The organism is Micromonospora sp. NPDC051924 (assembly GCF_055586005.1).
Window position 1 is genome coordinate 1 of record NZ_JBVJJA010000086.1, and the last position, 16,017, is coordinate 16,017.

The 16,017-nt window shown below is 70.7% G+C and carries 14 protein-coding genes; 7 read left to right on the forward strand and 7 right to left on the reverse strand.

Features of this window, described 5'->3' with window-relative positions; all coding sequences use genetic code 11:
- Window positions 1-284 precede the first annotated feature (284 nt).
- Window positions 285-731 carry an iron chaperone gene (locus ACZ6S5_RS33800; RefSeq protein WP_466006356.1) on the forward strand — a complete coding sequence of 149 codons (447 nt, stop codon included), beginning with the start codon at window positions 285-287 and terminating at the stop codon, window positions 729-731.
- Window positions 732-891: 160 nt separating this feature from the next.
- Here the strand turns inward: ACZ6S5_RS33800 and ACZ6S5_RS33805 are convergent, their stop codons facing one another.
- Together ACZ6S5_RS33805 and ACZ6S5_RS33810 are read right to left on the reverse strand one after the other, a co-directional pair.
- Window positions 892-1,608 (reverse strand): PH domain-containing protein, encoded by a 717-nt coding sequence (locus ACZ6S5_RS33805; protein ID WP_466006357.1) that lies wholly within the window; start codon window positions 1,606-1,608, stop codon window positions 892-894.
- 229 nt (window positions 1,609-1,837) lie between these two features.
- Window positions 1,838-2,761, reverse strand: a complete 924-nt coding sequence (locus ACZ6S5_RS33810) for a ketopantoate reductase family protein (RefSeq protein ID WP_466006358.1) — start codon at window positions 2,759-2,761, stop codon at window positions 1,838-1,840.
- Between the two features lie 65 nt (window positions 2,762-2,826).
- Here ACZ6S5_RS33810 and ACZ6S5_RS33815 point away from each other — a divergent pair, with 65 nt between their 5' ends.
- The 3 genes from ACZ6S5_RS33815 to ACZ6S5_RS33825 all read left to right on the forward strand — a co-directional run bounded on the left by ACZ6S5_RS33815 (window position 2,827) and on the right by ACZ6S5_RS33825 (window position 5,606).
- Window positions 2,827-3,411, forward strand: coding sequence for a CGNR zinc finger domain-containing protein (locus ACZ6S5_RS33815; RefSeq protein ID WP_466006359.1), 585 nt, complete (start codon window positions 2,827-2,829; stop codon window positions 3,409-3,411).
- Window positions 3,412-3,513: 102 nt separating this feature from the next.
- The gene (locus ACZ6S5_RS33820) at window positions 3,514-4,545 is read left to right on the forward strand and encodes a hypothetical protein (RefSeq protein ID WP_466006360.1); all 1,032 of its coding nucleotides are present in this window, start codon (window positions 3,514-3,516) and stop codon (window positions 4,543-4,545) included.
- Complete coding sequence (locus tag ACZ6S5_RS33825; protein WP_466006361.1) at window positions 4,542-5,606, forward strand: P1 family peptidase; 1,065 nt, start codon at window positions 4,542-4,544, stop codon at window positions 5,604-5,606. Before ACZ6S5_RS33820 ends, ACZ6S5_RS33825 begins: the two co-directional genes overlap by 4 nt.
- Before the next feature lie 66 nt (window positions 5,607-5,672).
- On the opposite strand, the gene ACZ6S5_RS33830 is transcribed toward ACZ6S5_RS33825, so the two are convergent.
- A complete protein-coding gene (locus ACZ6S5_RS33830) occupies window positions 5,673-7,238 on the reverse strand; it encodes a hypothetical protein (RefSeq protein ID WP_466006362.1) in 1,566 nt (521 codons plus the stop codon).
- Between the two features lie 9 nt (window positions 7,239-7,247).
- Window positions 7,248-8,345, reverse strand: coding sequence for a Nif3-like dinuclear metal center hexameric protein (locus ACZ6S5_RS33835; RefSeq protein ID WP_466006363.1), 1,098 nt, complete (start codon window positions 8,343-8,345; stop codon window positions 7,248-7,250).
- A gap of 310 nt (window positions 8,346-8,655) precedes the next feature.
- On the opposite strand from ACZ6S5_RS33835, the gene ACZ6S5_RS33840 reads away from it, so the two are divergent.
- Window positions 8,656-9,051 (forward strand): Na-translocating system protein MpsC family protein, encoded by a 396-nt coding sequence (locus ACZ6S5_RS33840; RefSeq protein ID WP_466006364.1) that lies wholly within the window; start codon window positions 8,656-8,658, stop codon window positions 9,049-9,051.
- Between the two features lie 76 nt (window positions 9,052-9,127).
- Here ACZ6S5_RS33840 and ACZ6S5_RS33845 read toward each other — a convergent pair whose 3' ends face one another.
- Window positions 9,128-9,589 carry a GlcG/HbpS family heme-binding protein gene (locus tag ACZ6S5_RS33845; protein WP_265006073.1) on the reverse strand — a complete coding sequence of 154 codons (462 nt, stop codon included), beginning with the start codon at window positions 9,587-9,589 and terminating at the stop codon, window positions 9,128-9,130.
- A 128-nt stretch (window positions 9,590-9,717) separates the two neighbouring features.
- On the opposite strand from ACZ6S5_RS33845, the gene ACZ6S5_RS33850 reads away from it, so the two are divergent.
- Entirely contained in the window at window positions 9,718-11,481 is a 1,764-nt protein-coding gene (locus ACZ6S5_RS33850; RefSeq protein ID WP_466006365.1) for a PucR family transcriptional regulator, read from the forward strand.
- On the opposite strand, the gene ACZ6S5_RS33855 is transcribed toward ACZ6S5_RS33850, so the two are convergent.
- The gene (locus ACZ6S5_RS33855) at window positions 11,468-12,910 is read right to left on the reverse strand and encodes an MFS transporter (protein WP_466006366.1); all 1,443 of its coding nucleotides are present in this window, start codon (window positions 12,908-12,910) and stop codon (window positions 11,468-11,470) included. The genes ACZ6S5_RS33850 and ACZ6S5_RS33855 overlap by 14 nt on opposite strands.
- Before the next feature lie 185 nt (window positions 12,911-13,095).
- On the opposite strand from ACZ6S5_RS33855, the gene ACZ6S5_RS33860 reads away from it, so the two are divergent.
- Entirely contained in the window at window positions 13,096-14,691 is a 1,596-nt protein-coding gene (locus tag ACZ6S5_RS33860; protein ID WP_466006367.1) for a hypothetical protein, read from the forward strand.
- 244 nt (window positions 14,692-14,935) lie between these two features.
- Here the strand turns inward: ACZ6S5_RS33860 and hemC are convergent, their stop codons facing one another.
- A complete protein-coding gene (gene hemC / locus ACZ6S5_RS33865) occupies window positions 14,936-15,877 on the reverse strand; it encodes a hydroxymethylbilane synthase (RefSeq protein ID WP_466006368.1) in 942 nt (313 codons plus the stop codon).
- Window positions 15,878-16,017: the final 140 nt, after the last annotated feature.

The following is a 16,017-nucleotide window of genomic DNA, read 5'->3' on the forward strand; positions in this document are numbered from 1 at the left end:
CGTGTTGGCCCAGGGACGCTGGGACAACTCAAACGCCTGTGGAGCGCAGGTAAGACCGGCACTCGTGCCGGCACCGCGCGGGGAAGCAGGAATCCGCCAGGACGCCGCGTGCTCCACGCGCAGCGCGGAGGGAATCTCCGTCCTTTAGGGCGGAGAGATCGTCAATTGTCACTGCGTGCAGCTCGATCAGGAATCAAGAAGCACCCGGGGCCTCGTCGCGCCTAGCCTTTCTCCCAGACGGCCGGCACCACGCCGAGCCGTGCACCGAAAGAGGGAGCCCGAGAATGTCCGCGAAGACCTCCACCGTGTCCGACGGCTTCAGCGCCGAGGAGCGCGCCGCGATGAAGGAGCGCGCCGCCGAGCTGCGCACCGAGGGCAAGAAGGGCGCCAAGAAGGCCGACGAGCTGCAGGCGGTCCTCGACAAGATCGCGCAGATGGCGCCGGAGGACCGTGAGCTGGCCGAGCGCGTCCATATGACGGTGACGGCCACCGCCCCGCAGCTGTCGCCGAAGACCTGGTACGGGATGCCCGCCTACGCCAACGCGGACGGCAAGATCGTCCTGTTCTTCCAGGACTCCGGCAAGTTCAACTACCGGTACTCGACCCTGGGCTTCCAGGACTCGGCCAACCTTGACGACGGGGACATGTGGGCGGTGTCGTACGCGCTGCAGAAGTGGAGCCCCGCGGTGGAGAAGAAGGTCGTCGAGCTGGTGAAGGCCGCGGTCTCCTGACCCTTGCCACGACCGCGGAGCACGAGTGGCTCTCGGCTGGCTGGCCCGCCGGCCCCACATCGTCGCCACCCACCCGACCAACCGCGGCAGGCTACGCGGTAGTGGCCTTGACGTCGGGTGGGTGGCGCTGGACATCCGGGCGCTGGGGCACGGCGTCGACCTAGTCGACGCCGTCGATCTTCGCCAGTTCCGCGGCGTACTCGGCGTCGGTGAGGGCGCCACGCTGATGTTGCCGGGTCAACGCGTGGATGTCGCGCCGCCGTTCAACGGTGAGGGCATCGGGGCCCCTGCGCGTCCGGCTGGCTCCGGCGGACGGGCTCGTCGACCGGGCACCGGCGGCGGGGGACTCCGTCCGCTGCCCGTGGGGCGTCGCCTCCTGGTGGCGCTGGGCGTCGCGGAGACGGGCCTGCAGGGTTGCCAGGATCTCGTCATAGTGTTCCGGCCAGGTGGCCAGCCGGCCCAATTCGGGTCGGAACGTGAACGGCCGGAAAAGGTCGCCGCGCTGTAGCGGGGTCTGGATGGACAGCCCATCGGTTCGTTCGATGACGATCGCGACGCGGCCCATGTCGAGGCCCGCCATGCTGGCCGTGCCGCTGCGGATGTCGGACACCGACGCCCACGGCACGGTGGTCGTACGCAGAAGCGACCGGGACCGGATGCCGCCATCACTGACGTAGACCCCGAGCATCGTTCGCCGTGCCATGACGGCGACGGCACCGGGCAGCCACACCCCGAAGTAGATCGCCGCCGGCGTCGGCATCCCCTCGCGCACATAAATGATCACGATGAACGCAGCGAACCCAGCCGCCGCGAACAGGCCCAGGACCGCGAAGCCGGTCGCGATGTCGAGTGAGTACGGGCGTTGCCATCTACCCATGCCCCTATGGTGACCAGCGGCGTCCAACCGCTGGCTCGGATGCCCGGTCCGCAGCGCGCTCGGCTGACCGAGATGCCGGAATCGCCTGCGGGGAACGAGTGGAACGTCGGCGGGCAGGCCCCTTACCGCCCCGTGGATGGGCCCTGCCGGCCGCTCCCCGCCCGGCCCGACCCCTCGCCAGGGGCGACAGACGTGTGCCAAGCGGCGGCTGATCCTGGGTGACCGGACGTTATTCGCCGGTGAGGCGCTGTTCGTGCACGCGCAGGGCCACCGTCGTGGCGTCCAGCAGAGGCGTGGGTACGCCGAGCGCTCGGGCGCGTGCCGTGAGGTCGCCGAAGATCTGCTCGGCCTCGGTCGGCTGCCCGGCGATGAGGTCCCGGTAGAGGGAGGCGGTGTCGGTCGAGCCGGACCGGGTCACAAAGGCCTGGACGTTGTCGAGGGCCGGCTTCGGCATGGGATATCCGGCCGCCGCGGCGACGGCCGCGGCCTCGGCGGCGATCTGCGGGCCGAGGCGGTCGCCTCCGGGGACTGCCACGGCGTCGCCGACAGAACCGCGTGCCAGGGTGTTGAGGGCGCCGAGGGTGCTGATGAAGACCCACTTGTGCCACATGGCCCGGCGGATGTCCGGCGAGACGGCGAAGTCGAAACCCGTCCCGGACAGCACCTCGGCGATCGACTCGACGCGCTGCGACGTACCGCCCTGCTGTTCACCGATGACGATCTCGGCGAGGGTGCCCAGCCGGACGATGTCGCCCTCGGCGTCGAGCGTGGTGAGGACGCGGACCACGCCGCCGAGCACGGCGTCCACGCCGAATCGCGCGTTGAGCGCGTCCATGTGCGCCATGCCGTTCAAGAACGGGATCACCGTGGTACGTGGGCCGACCGCGGCGGCGACGTCGTCCATCGCCGCCGGCAGCGCGGTGGCCTTCACCGAGACGAGAACCACGTCGTAGTGCCCGTCGATGTCGGCTGCGGTGAGCAACCGTGGCGTGAGCACGGTCTCGGCTCCCAGGCCGGTGATTCGCAGCCCGCGCTCGCGCAGCACGTCGGCGCGCTTGGGCCGAACCAGGAAGGTGACGTCGCGGCCGGCCTGCTGGAGTTGGGCTCCGAAGTAGCCTCCGGTCGCGCCCGCCCCGATGACAAGAATCCTCATGCGCCGGGACGTTACTAGTCGAGCCGGTAACACAACAGCGTCGCCGGAGTGATCTCGGTTACCGGTTGAACCGGTATCATCGGGTAGTGTTTCAGGATGAGGAGGCCTTTCGGTTCGTCGGCGGGCGGGTTTCGGTCGACTTCACCGCGACCCACGGTCTACGGTGGCGCGACCCCAGCGTCGAACGCATCCCTGCCCCGGCCGATCTCGCCCGCTGGTTCGTCGAAGCGGGCCTGACGGACATCACCGTGCCGGTCTCCACTTCGGCCCTTTCCGGCGCCCGTCAGCTGCGCGAGGCCCTCTACCAGCTGATGTGCGGCCGCGCCTGCCAGGAGCCACTCGACCGGCGGGCCATCGACGTGGTGAACCGCTGGGCGGCCAAGGCGCCACCGGCGGTCCGGCTCGCGGCGGACGGTACGGCGAAACGCCTCGTGGAACCCACCGCCGGCGGGCTGCTGGCGTTCGTGGCTCGCGACGGCATCGGCCTGCTCGGCGGTCCCGACGCGGGCCGCCTGCGGCAATGCTCCAGCGACACGTGCACGCTGCTCTACCTGGACACCTCACGGGCGGGCAACCGCCGCTGGTGCTCCATGGACGTCTGCGGCAGCCGCGACAAGATGGCCCGCTACCGCCGGCGCGCTGGGGTATGACGAGGAAGCAGCCGCGGGACGGCCATTCAGGCGCCCCTCGGCGGCCGGCTCGGGCTCTCACGGGGAGATGTCGTCGTCACCGACGGCCTAGACTCCGCGACCGTGACGGCGACAGTACGGCTCGGTGAGATCACCTGCCTTTCGGGGCAGTTGGTGCTGATGGATGGCGGCTACCTCGGACTGTGGTCCGGCGATCGTGCCCCGGAGGAAGTACGACGATCCGACCTCGGGCCGGCCGTCGACTTCGAGATCGTCGGGGCCGACGCCGACGCCGCCGCCCGCTCGTTCGACCGGCAGTGCGGCCGGACGCTCTACGACATCCCGCGGCACGCGGTCGCGGAGTTCACCTCGATGTTCGCTGCGCACTGCCGGGAGCACGGCCACGCGGCGGCGCTGCGTCCCTTTCCGCGGCAGGTCCCGCACCGGGAACGTGTCCGGCGCGCGATCGCCGGCGGCGATCTGGACTTCCTGATCAGCGGCGTGTCCGTCGTCGCCGTCGGCGGCCTGCCGTCCGACCGTCCGCTCCCGGTCACCGCCACGCCCAGCGGCGACTGGGGTTGGGCGCACATTCGGATCGCGGTCAGCGACGAGCCGGCCGTGGGCGTCCGCCCGCTCGGTGAGATCGGTGTCGACTGCGCCCGGTTGGTGTTCGCCGACGCGGACGCGTTGGCGGCCTGGGTCCACGACGACCCGATCGACGGCCTGGCCGACGTGGTGTTCTGGGGCAGGCACGACGCCGAGGTCGCCGCCGAGTTCGGCGCGACCCGCACCGGCACAGCCGGCGAAGATCACTACGGATGGCTCGACCTGCCCGTCGACGAGGCCCGCGCCCGGGCCGTCGCACTGCGCGACCACCGGCGGACGGCACCGGAACGACTGTTCGCCTTCGATTTCCGCCCGCACTCGCACCACTGGCAGGTCATGGCCGGCGTCCGCGCGTCCGAGCACGGGGCTGCCACGATCGAGGTCGGTGGAGCATCGGTCATGTTCGCCATGACGTCCGTGGGTGACGGCTTCTTCCCCGTCCACGTCGAACTGGACGCGGCCGGCGCGCCGGTAGCCGTCCGGGTGAGCGTCGACAGCGGCGAGGACCAGCCGGCGACCTCGACGACCGTCTCGTCGGAAGCGTCATGAGGCAGCCCGGCCGCCGCGCCCGCGACCTCGGCGTCGTCGTCGGGGCACTGCCGACCGGGCGGCACAACGCGATCACCGACGTCCCCGGCGTGCTGGTGGGGCAAACCACCATCGACGACGGCGCCGACCTGCACACCGGCGTCACCGCGGTGGTGCCCAGCCAACTCGGCCCCGAACGGTGGACCCTGCCGGCGGCCGTCTACACCGGCAACGGTTACGGAAAACTGGTCGGCTCGACGCAGGTGGACGAACTGGGCGTACTGGAATCGCCGATCGTCCTGACCGCCACGCTGTCGGTGTTCCGGGCTGCGGACGCGGTGCTGACCCACCTGATGCAGCACCGGCCGGACGGCCGGTCGTTCAACCCACTGCTAGGCGAGACCAACGACGGCCACCTGTCGGACATCCGTCGACGTCCGATCGGCGAGGAGCACGTGCTCGACGCCATCGCCCGGGCGTCCGCGGAGCCTCCGGCCGAGGGCTGCGTCGGGGCCGGCACCGGCACCACGGCACTGGGCTACAAGGCGGGCATCGGCACCTCGTCCCGGGTGGTACGGGCCGCAGACCGATCGGTGACCGTCGGCACCCTGGTGCAGGCGAACTTCGGCGGCGTGCTGACCGTGCTGGGTGTCCCGCTGCCGGTCGACGAACTGGTCCCGCAGGCCGACCGCACCGAGCCGCCCGGCAACTCGTGCATGATCTTGGTGGCCACCGACGCTGCCCTGGACGCCCGGCAGCTCGGGCGGCTCGCCCGCCGGGCCGTCTTCGCCATGGGCCGGGTCGGTGCCGCATACACCAACGGCAGCGGCGACTACGCGATCGCCTTCAGCACGGTGGAACCGGGCCGGCCGCCGATCCCCGACTCGCAGCTCGACCCGGTCTTCGCCGCCGTCCTGGACTCGGTCGAGGAGGCGCTGCTCAACTCGCTCTTCGTCGCCACGACCACCACCGGAGTGAATGGCCGCACCAGCCACGCCGTACCGCACGAGGCCGCCGTGCGGCGGTTGGCGGCGGCCGGCCGGCTGAGCAGGCCGGATCCTGGGGCTTGTTGCTCGTCGTGATGCCGGCGCTGCTGCACGTTCGGGTGGCAGCAGCGCCGGCACGTCCCGCACCAATCGTTCAGAGCGTCACCAGATGATGGCGGCGACCACCGCGCTGACGACCAGCCCCGTGACTACGGGCAGGAACAGCTTTCGGGCGAGGTCCACCACGGACACCCCGCAGAATGTGGCAACGGCGATCAGCGACGACCAGATGACCAGGGTGCCCCCTCCGGTCCACGACGCACCGTTCTGCGCGATGGCGGCAAGCGTGGCGGTGTCGACTCCGGCGTGGGGGCTGAGGGCCTCCGACAGCGAGCCGGTGAGCGGCAATCCGGCCCACCCCGATCCGTCGAGCCCGACCGTCATGCCGGCCAGCAGGACGGCGAGCAAGATGATGATCGGATTGTGCGGGATGTGCTGCTCTACGCTGCGGATCGCGTCGAACAGGAATCCCGGCGCTGTCGTGCCCTCGGCCAGTCCCATGATGCGACCGGAGAAGTCCGAGATGCCGATGAACACGAACCCGGCGATCGGAATGACGACGCCCATTGCCTTGAAGGCGAAGGAGAGGCCGTCAACGATGTGCTCCGCGCAGCTCTCAAAGGCGCGGACCCGGTCGCTGGTGAGGGCAACCGCGAGGAGCAGCAGTGCCGCCAGGCCACCGACCAGTGGCGCGCCGGCACCGTCGTCGACCGTCACCAGGTCGGTGAACCGACCGAGCAGCATGTAGACGAGCAGCACGCCAAAGGAGACGGGCACGACGACGGCGAACAGCTTCGCCCGCCAGTCCCGGCCGCGTTCGTCGGTCCCGGCGCTGTCGAGCACCGCGTCGACGGGCGCCGCGCCTGGCTCCGCCAGCGCCTCTCGGGGTGGCTTCGTCGCGAGCGCATGGCGGAGCTGATCGGAGGTGCCGCCCCCGGCGCTGGCCGCGGCTACGCCTGCCGGGGCGCGTTCGGCGCCGTCGGCGATGCTCGTGAGCATCTCGTCGCTGCCCTCGGCGGCCCCGGCCAGGGTGGGACGGCGGCGGCGCACGGTCAGCAGGTAGCTCATCACCATCGCGACGAGGCCGACGATCCACGACAGGATCAGGGCCCGGTCGGCGATCAGATCGGCCGACACGTTCGCGCCGCTTGCCGAGAGGCCGGGCGCGACGCCGATGACGTAGTCGGAGGCGAGCGCCATGCCCTGCCCGGCGATCGCGATGGCGATGGCCCCGCCCATCGGTGACAGCCCCGCCCGGATGGCGGCCGGAAGCAGGATGGCCGCGATCAACGCGAGAGTCGGCGTCGGCCAGAAGAACAGCGCGAAGACGTACGTGACGACGAACAGGACGACGTATGCGATCGGCCCGTTCACCATCAGCCGGCGGAACGGCGCCACCATGCGGTGCTCGGCGCCGATGGCTCGCAGCGCGGCGAGCATCGCGGTGACGAGCGCGATGATCAGGAAGATGTTGAACAGCTCCGAGGCGGCCACCAGGCTGGCGCGGAACACCGACGCCAGTCCCCCGGGCACGCTGCCGGTGAACGTCGCGGCGGTGAGGAACGTCGCGGCGATGGCAGGAACGACGACGTTCTTCCGGGCGACCATGACGATGATGAGGGAAGCGAGACCTGCCAGGTACACCCAGTGCGCTGGCGTCATTTCCATGGTTGTCTCCTAGCTTGCTTGCTCGGAGTGGTTAAGGGGTGTGGCCGCGACCGTCGTCGCGGCGGCGCGAGCGCGTACGGCCGCGGCGCGTGGTAGCAGGTGTTCCTGCGCCATCAACCGCCCGTACTCGCGCAGCGCGCCCGTGCCCACGCTGTTGATCGGGATCGAGACGACCCGGTCCCGGAACAAAACAACGTCGGTGTTCGGCAGCAGGGCAGACAGTCCGAACGCCAGCGGAAGTCCGTTCTCGAAGACTTCCGAGGCGTGGGTGCTGCCCACCAGTACGTTGAGTCCGCGCGCGGCCGCGCTCGCCACCACAGATGAGTCGGGGGCGGCCGCGCTGATGCTGAAGATGACCGTCGAGATGGCCGGGTGCTCCGCGAGCAGCTGGGCGAGCTGCTTTTCGTTGAATCCGGTGTGCGGGAAGGCGTGCAGGACGACCTCGCCGAGCGGGGCCTCGGGATCACCCGAGAGCACACGCATTCCCGGAGCCGTGGCGCTGTCCACCAGGTCGGCGCACTGGCGGAGGGCCCTTTCGCCGTCCAGGATGCGCCGGTCCAGGGACCGTTCCAGACCGGCGTCGAGCCGGGCGAGAACGTCGCCGATGGTGGTGACGCCCGGCAGCGGCCGGCCGACCATGACCACCAGCCCGTGTATCCCGCCGTACGCGGGGTCGACGTGGAAGGGCTGATGGCCGTGGAGGTAGGCCATGCCGGGGTGCAGTCCATGGAAGGCCTCATGGCATTCCAGCAGCGCGACACCGTAGAGGGAGAGATAGTCGGCAAGGGCCACCCCGCCGGAACTCGCTGCGTCGGCGATCGGGTGGTGTGCCACGATCGCGTCGACGCCGCCGGCGTACGCGAGTTCGATGTGATGCTCGGTGATGGTCATCGCGACGGCGAGTCGCCGCACCGGTTTGTCGGGCTCTCCCCACACCAGGCCGGGTCGCTCGGTCACCGCCTTGCCGGGAATTCCCGAGTCCTTCCTGATCGCCCACGGGTTGTCGCCCCCTTCGCGGGCGGTAACCCGGCCACCGGTCAACCCGTCGAGGGCCGCGACCACGTCGGCCACCGTCGGACAGGTCTCCGGCAATGCCTCGTTCGTCACGTGTCTGGTCCGCCTTTCCGCTGACGTCAGTGCCACAGGCACTGGATCTGGTGGCGGCGGAAGCACAAAAGCTGCCACCGCTCGGACTCGGCGGCGCGCGCACAGGCGCGCAGACCGCCAACCGCCATCGGCGACAGCTGTCGGGCTCTTCGGGACGGAAGTTCCCTAGACCGTTCGTCGGTTGAATCACGACGTCCTCGTCGGCCCGTACCCGTGGGACAGCGCTTCAGAGGTGTGTGTTATATACAGGCGTCCGCCGGATGGTGTCAAGATCTCGACCGGCCCGTGCGGCGCTCACTAGAGTCGCGCCATGGATCGCTCAGCCAGCACACCGCCGCGGACTTCCGGAGAGCTCAAGCAGGAGATTCTGCGCGTCTACAACGCCGTGAACCAGGGCATTGCCGGCGTCGGTGTGAGCCGGCAGCGAGTCGACCTCCTGGAGGACCGCATCCTCATCCTCGCCCAGCACCAGCGCGTCAAGGCGCTCGCGGCACTGGATCCCGCCCATCGCGGCATCACCCGTGAGGTGGACGTCGCGCTGCTGGACGAGGGCAAGCGGCGGCTCGCCCAGGAGTTCAAAGAGAAGATCGGACTTGCGGTACGCGTCGTCCTCAAGGATTACGACCCGAGCACGGAGATCGCCGCGACCGTCGTGGTCCTCGACGCCCCGTTGGTTCTCACCGATTCGCGACGCTACCCCAGCTAGTGGCGGGCACGGTTCGCTCAGGGCATTGTCGTCGACGTGCCGAGTCCGACAACGGCACGTCGACGACGAGGAACTGCTACGGCTGGCCGCCGAGTCCCAGTTCCGCGACGTGCTTCGCGAATGCCTCCAACGCCGCCGCGCCGACGGCCTTGTCCTGCTCACCGTTGCCGCCGCTGACCCCGACGGCACCGACGATCTGGCCGTCGTACTCGATGGGGAAACCACCCACGAAGATCGCGAACTTTCCGGGGTACATGTGGCTGATCCCGAACGCCTCGTTGCCCGGCAGCGCCGGGCCGTTCGGCGGCTCGTTGAACTTGTGGGTCGCCCGCTCGTGTCCGGCGGCGGTGAATGCCTTGGCCATGGCGATCTCGACCCCGGTGAGGCGGGCACCGGGCAACCGGTGCAGGGCGAGCACGTGGCCTCCGTCGTCGCAGACGCAGATCGTCTGCTTCACTCCGATCTCCTCTGCCTTTGCGCGAGCTGCGGCGAGCATGGGGAGCGCGTCGTCGAGCGTGATTCGGTAGATCCTGTGCACCTTGCCTCCTCTGCCCTACCAGCGGGCGGTCCGTGCGACCAGCCTGCCTGGGCGCGGAGAGCGCCAACAATGGCTAGACTGCCGCGTTACGACGGGGGAAGCTTGTGCAACCTGTCCAAGGAGTTGTCATGGCTGACCCAGCGGGAGTACTTGTTCAGGACGGCCCGCCCGACGACGCGGAGCCGCAGCAGCTGACGGTGGGGCGCCTGCTGCAGGAACGTCTGCTCCGGCCGGCGCGGTTGGCGGCCTCGGCCGAGACACTCGGCACCGCCGTCACCTGGTGCCTGCCGTGGGACGAGGTCCAGGCCAGTGTCGGCCCCCTGCCCGGCGTTGTCGTCCATGCCCGGGCCGACCAGGTGCGGCCGGCGGCGCTGCGGGACCTCGAGCACCGCGTCGCCGCCGCCGTCGTCGTCGCCGGCGGGGCCGATGATCTCTCCGATCCCCCGGCCGGCCTGCCGATGATTCACGTCGGTGCGCATGTCGGCTTCCGCCAGCTCAGTGAGCTGGTGGCGGAGCTCGTCCTGGCCCGGGACACTCACGTGCTGCGCTACGGCCTGAGAGTGCATCGCTCGCTGGTGGAGCTGCTCTACCGCGGGGCCGGGTTGTCCGCGCTCGGGCACCAGATGGCCCGGCTGTCCGGTTGCGCGGCGGCTATCCTCGACGCGCAGTACCGAGTCCTGGCGTTCGAACCCAGCCGTGAGCGGGTGTTCGAGGCGGCGGCGGTCGCGGACGCGCTGCGTGAGCAGGCGTCCGGCGCAGCGCCGGACGGTGCCGCACGCAAGGGCGGCCTGGGGGCGCCGGGTCCAGGGCCGGCCGCTGCCGAGCAGCCGCACGCCGGGCCCCAGGTCCGCACGTTGCTGATCGGCGGAATCAGCGCGACGTGCGTACTGAATCCGATCCTGCTCAGCGGTCGCCACGACGGCTGGGTGGTCATCGTGGAGTCGGCCGATCCACCCAGCCCGCACGACATCGCGCAGCACCGCGTGGTCGTCGAGCAGGCCGCCACCATCGTCGGTACCGAGATGCTGCGACTGCGCAGCATCGAGCAGGCTGAGGAGCGGGCGCGGGGCGACTTCGTCCACGCGCTGCTGCACGGCCGTTTCTCGAACCAGCACGAGCTGGAAGCCCGGGCGGCACACTACGCCTTTCCGGTCGCGGCAACCTACGGGGTGATCGTCGCGAACCAGCTCGGCTCGGTCGGCAGCCCCGATTCCCCGGCGGCCCTGTTCCAGCTGGCCCAGCACGCCGCCCGCCTCGACGTCCGGACGGGCGCGCACACCCTGGCTACGGTCGTCGGCGACGTGCTCGCGGTGGTCCGGCAAATCGACCCGGCCGGCCACCGCGACTCGCCGGACGCGCAGGATCGGGCGCTGGCCGACTTCGCGCGCACACTGCAGGCGGAGTTGGAACGCCGGACCCACCGCGAGGTCGCCGTGGCGTACGGGCGCTGCGTCGACGGCGCCGGCCGCATCGTCGACAGCTACCGGGAGGCGCGCATCGCGCTCGGAATCCGCAACCGGCTCGGTGTGGACCGGGTCTGCGGATTCCAGGACTTGCGGGTCTTCGCCACGCTGGTGGAGCTCGCCGAGAGCCCGCAGGGGCATGCCTTCGCTCGGGACATGCTCGCCCCGCTCCGCGGCTCCCGCGCCGGCGGAAACGACCTGGAGCAGGCGGTCATCGCCTACGTCGCGTCCGGCGGAAACCTCAACGCCGCCGCGCGGGAACTGCACATCCACCGCAACACGATGCTCTACAAGCTCGACCGCGCCTCGCGGCTGCTGCAACTGGACCTGCGGGAGGCCGAACACCAGTTCGCGGTGTGGCTGGCGCACAAGCTCAGCCTTCTCGCCGAGACGGTCACGGCCGTCGACCGCGATCTCAACCCGACGTAGGGACCGGCGGTGCCGGATCGGTGTCGAGCGGGGACGGGTCGGGGCCGACGAAGCTGACCACCAACCCGACGACGGCAACTGCGGTGCAGCCGGCGAAGAGCAGCAGCAGATTTCCGTAGGGATAGACCACCGCCACCCAGGCCGCGCCGAGCGCCGACCCCCCGAACCGCATCATGTTGAACAGTCCGAGGGCGGCGCCCGACCTGCCGGCGGGTGACCGGGTCGCCCCGGCGGCGGAGGGTGTCTGGACGAGGGCCACGCCCACACCCACCGTGAGGAGCAGCGCGACGAGCAGCACGGTGCTCCGGCCGGAGCTACCGGCGTACAGCCCCAGCAGCAGTTCCACCGCGGCGAGCAGGACCAGACCGGTACGCAGGATCCAGCGGGGCCGGCCGCGTTCGCTGAGCAGCCCGACGACGGGGGCCAGCACCGCCATCGCGGCGGGCAGGGCGAGCACCAGCAGGCCGGTGATGGCGGTGGTCCGCCCGAGGGTCCCCGTGGCGTACAGCGGAACCGCGACGAGCGTGGCGGCGAGGCAGAACATCTGCGCGGACGCGGCGACCGCGCTGCGCAGGAACCGCGACTCGACGATGAGACGCGGCCGGATGATCGGCGCCGCCGCCTTGGCGGAGGTGTTGGCGAAGACCGCCAGCAGTCCGATACCCGCCACGGCGAGGGTGACGATGAGCCAGGCCGGCACCGCGTGCTGCGGGACTGCGGTGGCGGCCGTCATCAGCAGCGCGGCGCCGAGCGTCAGCGACACCGCCCCGGGCCAGTGCAGCGCGGTGGCGTGCCCGCGGTCGTTCGGCACCAACAGGACGGTGGCGACCAGCAGGATCACGGCGACCGGAGCAAGGCACCAGAAGATCGCCCGCCAGCCGGCGAGGTCGGCCAGCAGGCCGCCCAGCGGCGGGCCGACGGCCTGTCCGATCCCGTTGGCGGCCGCCCAGGCGCTCATCGTGCGGGCTCGCTGGCTCGGCCCGTAGATGGTGGCGAGCATGCCCATGACCGCCGGTGGATAGGCCGCGCATGCCATGCCCTGCAGGGCGCGCATCGCGACGAGGACGGGCAGCGACGGGGCCAACGCGGCCCCCACCATGGCGACCGCCATGAGGGCGAGGGACGCGATGATCGTCCGGCGTCGTCCGAACCGGTCGCCCACCCAGCCGCTCAACGCCATGCCAGCGGCAAGGACCAGGACGAAGCTGCTCACCACGAGCACGCCGGAGGAGAGCGAGACGCCGAGATCGGCGGTGATGTCCCGCAACGGCACGTTCAGCACGTTGTTGATGACGGTGCCGAGCAGCGTCGCGCCGAGCAGGGTTAGCAGTACGGCGAGTCCCGCCTGCTTCCGCTGCGGCGGAGCCTCCGGGTCGGCCGGGGTGGCGAACGAATGCGCGGCGGCAATGCGCGGCCGGGTGTCCCGCACGTCCCGTCCTTCCGATCGTCTGCGCAGGTCACATACCGCTCGAGACTGCTCCGTGACCGTTGTGCGATGCTACGGCACCCTGCACAATCTTTGGCCGGCGGCCTGTGCACATCGGTGATAGACGCTGACCTTGCAACACGCGGAGTCTGACGGGCAATCCACTGCAAGAGTCCGTGAGGTGGCAGATGCAGTTAACCGCGGCCCACTGGGTCTATCTCGTCGGCGTTGTCGTGATCATCGCGACGATGATCGCCCGAAAGAACATCGTAGTCCCGGCCGTGGTCGCGACGTTCGCGACCGCGCTCGTCTTCTCGCACAGCATCATCCGCGGGCTCTCCGCGGTGTTCAACGCCAGCCTCGTGGCGGCCACGAACCTGTTCAACATCTTCCTGATCATCGCGCTCGTGACCGCGATGCTGCACTCGTTGCAGGCCATGGGCGCGGACCGGAAGATGGTCGCCCCGTTCCGGGGGGTGATGCGCAACGGTCACCTCGCCTTCTGGACGCTGGTGGTCGTCACGTACTTCATCTCGCTGTTCTTCTGGCCGACCCCGGCGGTGCCGCTGATCGGCGCGGTGCTCATCCCGGTGGCGATCCGCGCGGGTCTGCGGCCGATGGCCGTCGGCCTGGTGGTGGCGATCGCCGGCCAGGGCATGGCGCTCTCCTCCGACTACGTCATCCGGGTGGCCCCGGGGCTGTCGGCGAAGGCGGCGGGGGCGGACCCGAACGTTGTCGCCGATCGGGCCATGGTGCTGTCACTCGTCGTCGGTGGGGTCGCCCTCGCGGTCGCCTACCTGATGGAGTTCCGCACGATGCGCCGACCCGACCCGGCCCTGCTCGCCGAGTGGGAGGCGACGGCGGACGGCAGCGGTGAACGCGTGAAGGACCTGGCGGTCACCGAGCGGGAGCGCGAGCTGGTCGGCGCGGGCGACCGACCGGCCGGTGGTGGCGACGTGCCGTCCCTGCGGGGTGGGCCGCCGACGGTCGGCCACGGCGTCGCGCTGCGGGAGGAGTACGACGAGGAACTGCGGGACGGCACCGAGGAGCCGGCCGACGGCTACCGCGGCAACCCCCTGGTACCGACCTTCTTCGCCATCTTCGTGCCGCTGGCCTACCTGGCGCTGATCGTGTACATGGTGGTCGCGAAGGTCTCCGACAGCGTGCCGGACCTGCGGGGCGGCGACGCCGCCGCCCTGGTCGGCGGCATCGCGGCGCTCATCGTGTTCCTGGCGTCGCTCGCCGGCGACGGCAAGGGCTTCCTGGAGAGCTCCGCCGAGCACGTGGTCGACGGGCTGGTGTTCGCGTTCAAGGCCATGGGCGTCGTGCTGCCGATCGCCGGCTTCTTCTTCATCGGCAACGGCGACTTCTCCGGCCAGATCCTCGGCACCGCCGACCCGACTAAGGGGCCGGCGCTCCTGTACGACCTGGTCACGGCGGCGCAGAGCCACATCCCCCACAGCGGCTTCATCGCGGCCTTCGGCATCCTGCTCATCGGCATGATCGCGGGCCTGGAGGGGTCGGGTTTCTCCGGTCTGCCGCTGACCGGATCGCTGGCGGGCAGCCTGGGTCCGGCCGCCGGGATCAGCGCCGGGACGCTCGCCGCCGTCGGTCAGATGGGCAACATCTGGTCCGGTGGCGGCACGCTCGTCGCCTGGTCTTCGCTCATCGCCGTGGCCGGCTTCGCCCGGGTGCCGGTGATCGCCCTGGCCCGCAGGTGTTTCATCCCGGTGGTCAGCGGGCTCGTCGTGGGCACCATCTTCGCAGTGGTCTTCTTCCCCTAGGAGTCGGCAACGCGAACTGCGGGGGCGGCGGCCGAGGATGGCCGCCGCCTCTGCCGTGCCGTCACCGCATCGAACCGTGAACTGGGCGGGGATGATCTCGTCGCGGTGGCGCGCGTGGCGCCGACACCGGCTGGGCGTGTTCGGCATGGCAACGCTTCCCCGGGCGCGGGAAGGCGCGGCCCGCTGCGTGCGGGCCGCCCCGGCCCGCCGGTCCGGCAGCCACCAGACGGTATCTGACGGTCGGTCAGGCCGACCCGTGGGCAGGCAGATCGAGGAGGTCACGAGCGCCTTGGCGCAACAGGGCCGCGGCGACGGAGGTCCCGAGGGTGATCGGGTCCGCCGCCCATTCGTGCACGTCGAGCACGGTCTTGCCGTCGAAGCTGATCACCCTCGCCCGCAGGCCGAGGCGCCCGTCGGGCTCGGTGCGCGCGAGCGCAGCAATCGGTGAGTGACAGTTGCCCTGCAGGATGTGCAACATGGTCCGCTCGGCCACGGTCTCCTGCCAGGTCCGCGGGTCGCTGAGGCTCGCGGCCAGGTCACGGGTGCTGGTGTCGTCGTCGCGGCATTGCAGGACCAGGGTGCCGGAGCCGACGGCCGGGACCATCGTGTCGACGTCGATCGGGTGGGTGATCCGGTCGGCCTGCCCGATCCGCTGCAGGCCGGAGACCGCGAGCAGCAGCGCGTCGTACGTCTCGCCGGCCTCGAGCTTGGCCAGCCGGCTGTTCGCGTTGCCACGGATGGCCACCGGCACCAGGTGCGGCCAGTGCAGGGCCAGCTGCGCGACCCGCCGGACCGCGGAGGTACCGATCCGGGTGCCGGCGGGCAGCTGCTCGATGCGCAGTCCGCCCGGGTGTACGAGGCAGTCCCGGACGTCGTCGCGGGTGAGGTAGGCGGCCATCACCGTGCCGGCCGGTGCCGGCCGGTCCCCGGGTACGTCCTTGACGCAGTGCACCACCAGGTCGACGTCCCCGGCGACCAGGGCGGCGTCCACCTCCTTGGTGAACGCCTCCTTGCCACCCAGTGCGGCCAGGTCGCCGTGCCATCGGTCCCCGCTGGTCGACATCGACATCACGTCCACGGTGACCTCGGGGTGCCGGTCGGCGAGCATCGCGCGGACCCGCTCGACTTGGGCCAGCGCCATCGGGGAGTTGCGGGTACCGATACGCAGCAGGCGGGAGTCGGACATACCGGCGAGGGTAGTCCGCTAGTGCGGTGTCCACTGACGTTCGCCGGGTTGGTGGCCGGCGATTCTTGTCGTACGGGTGGTGTTGGGTCGGGTTGTGCCTCGTCGTCGGGATCCGTCTGCGTCTCGGGTGGTGTATCGCA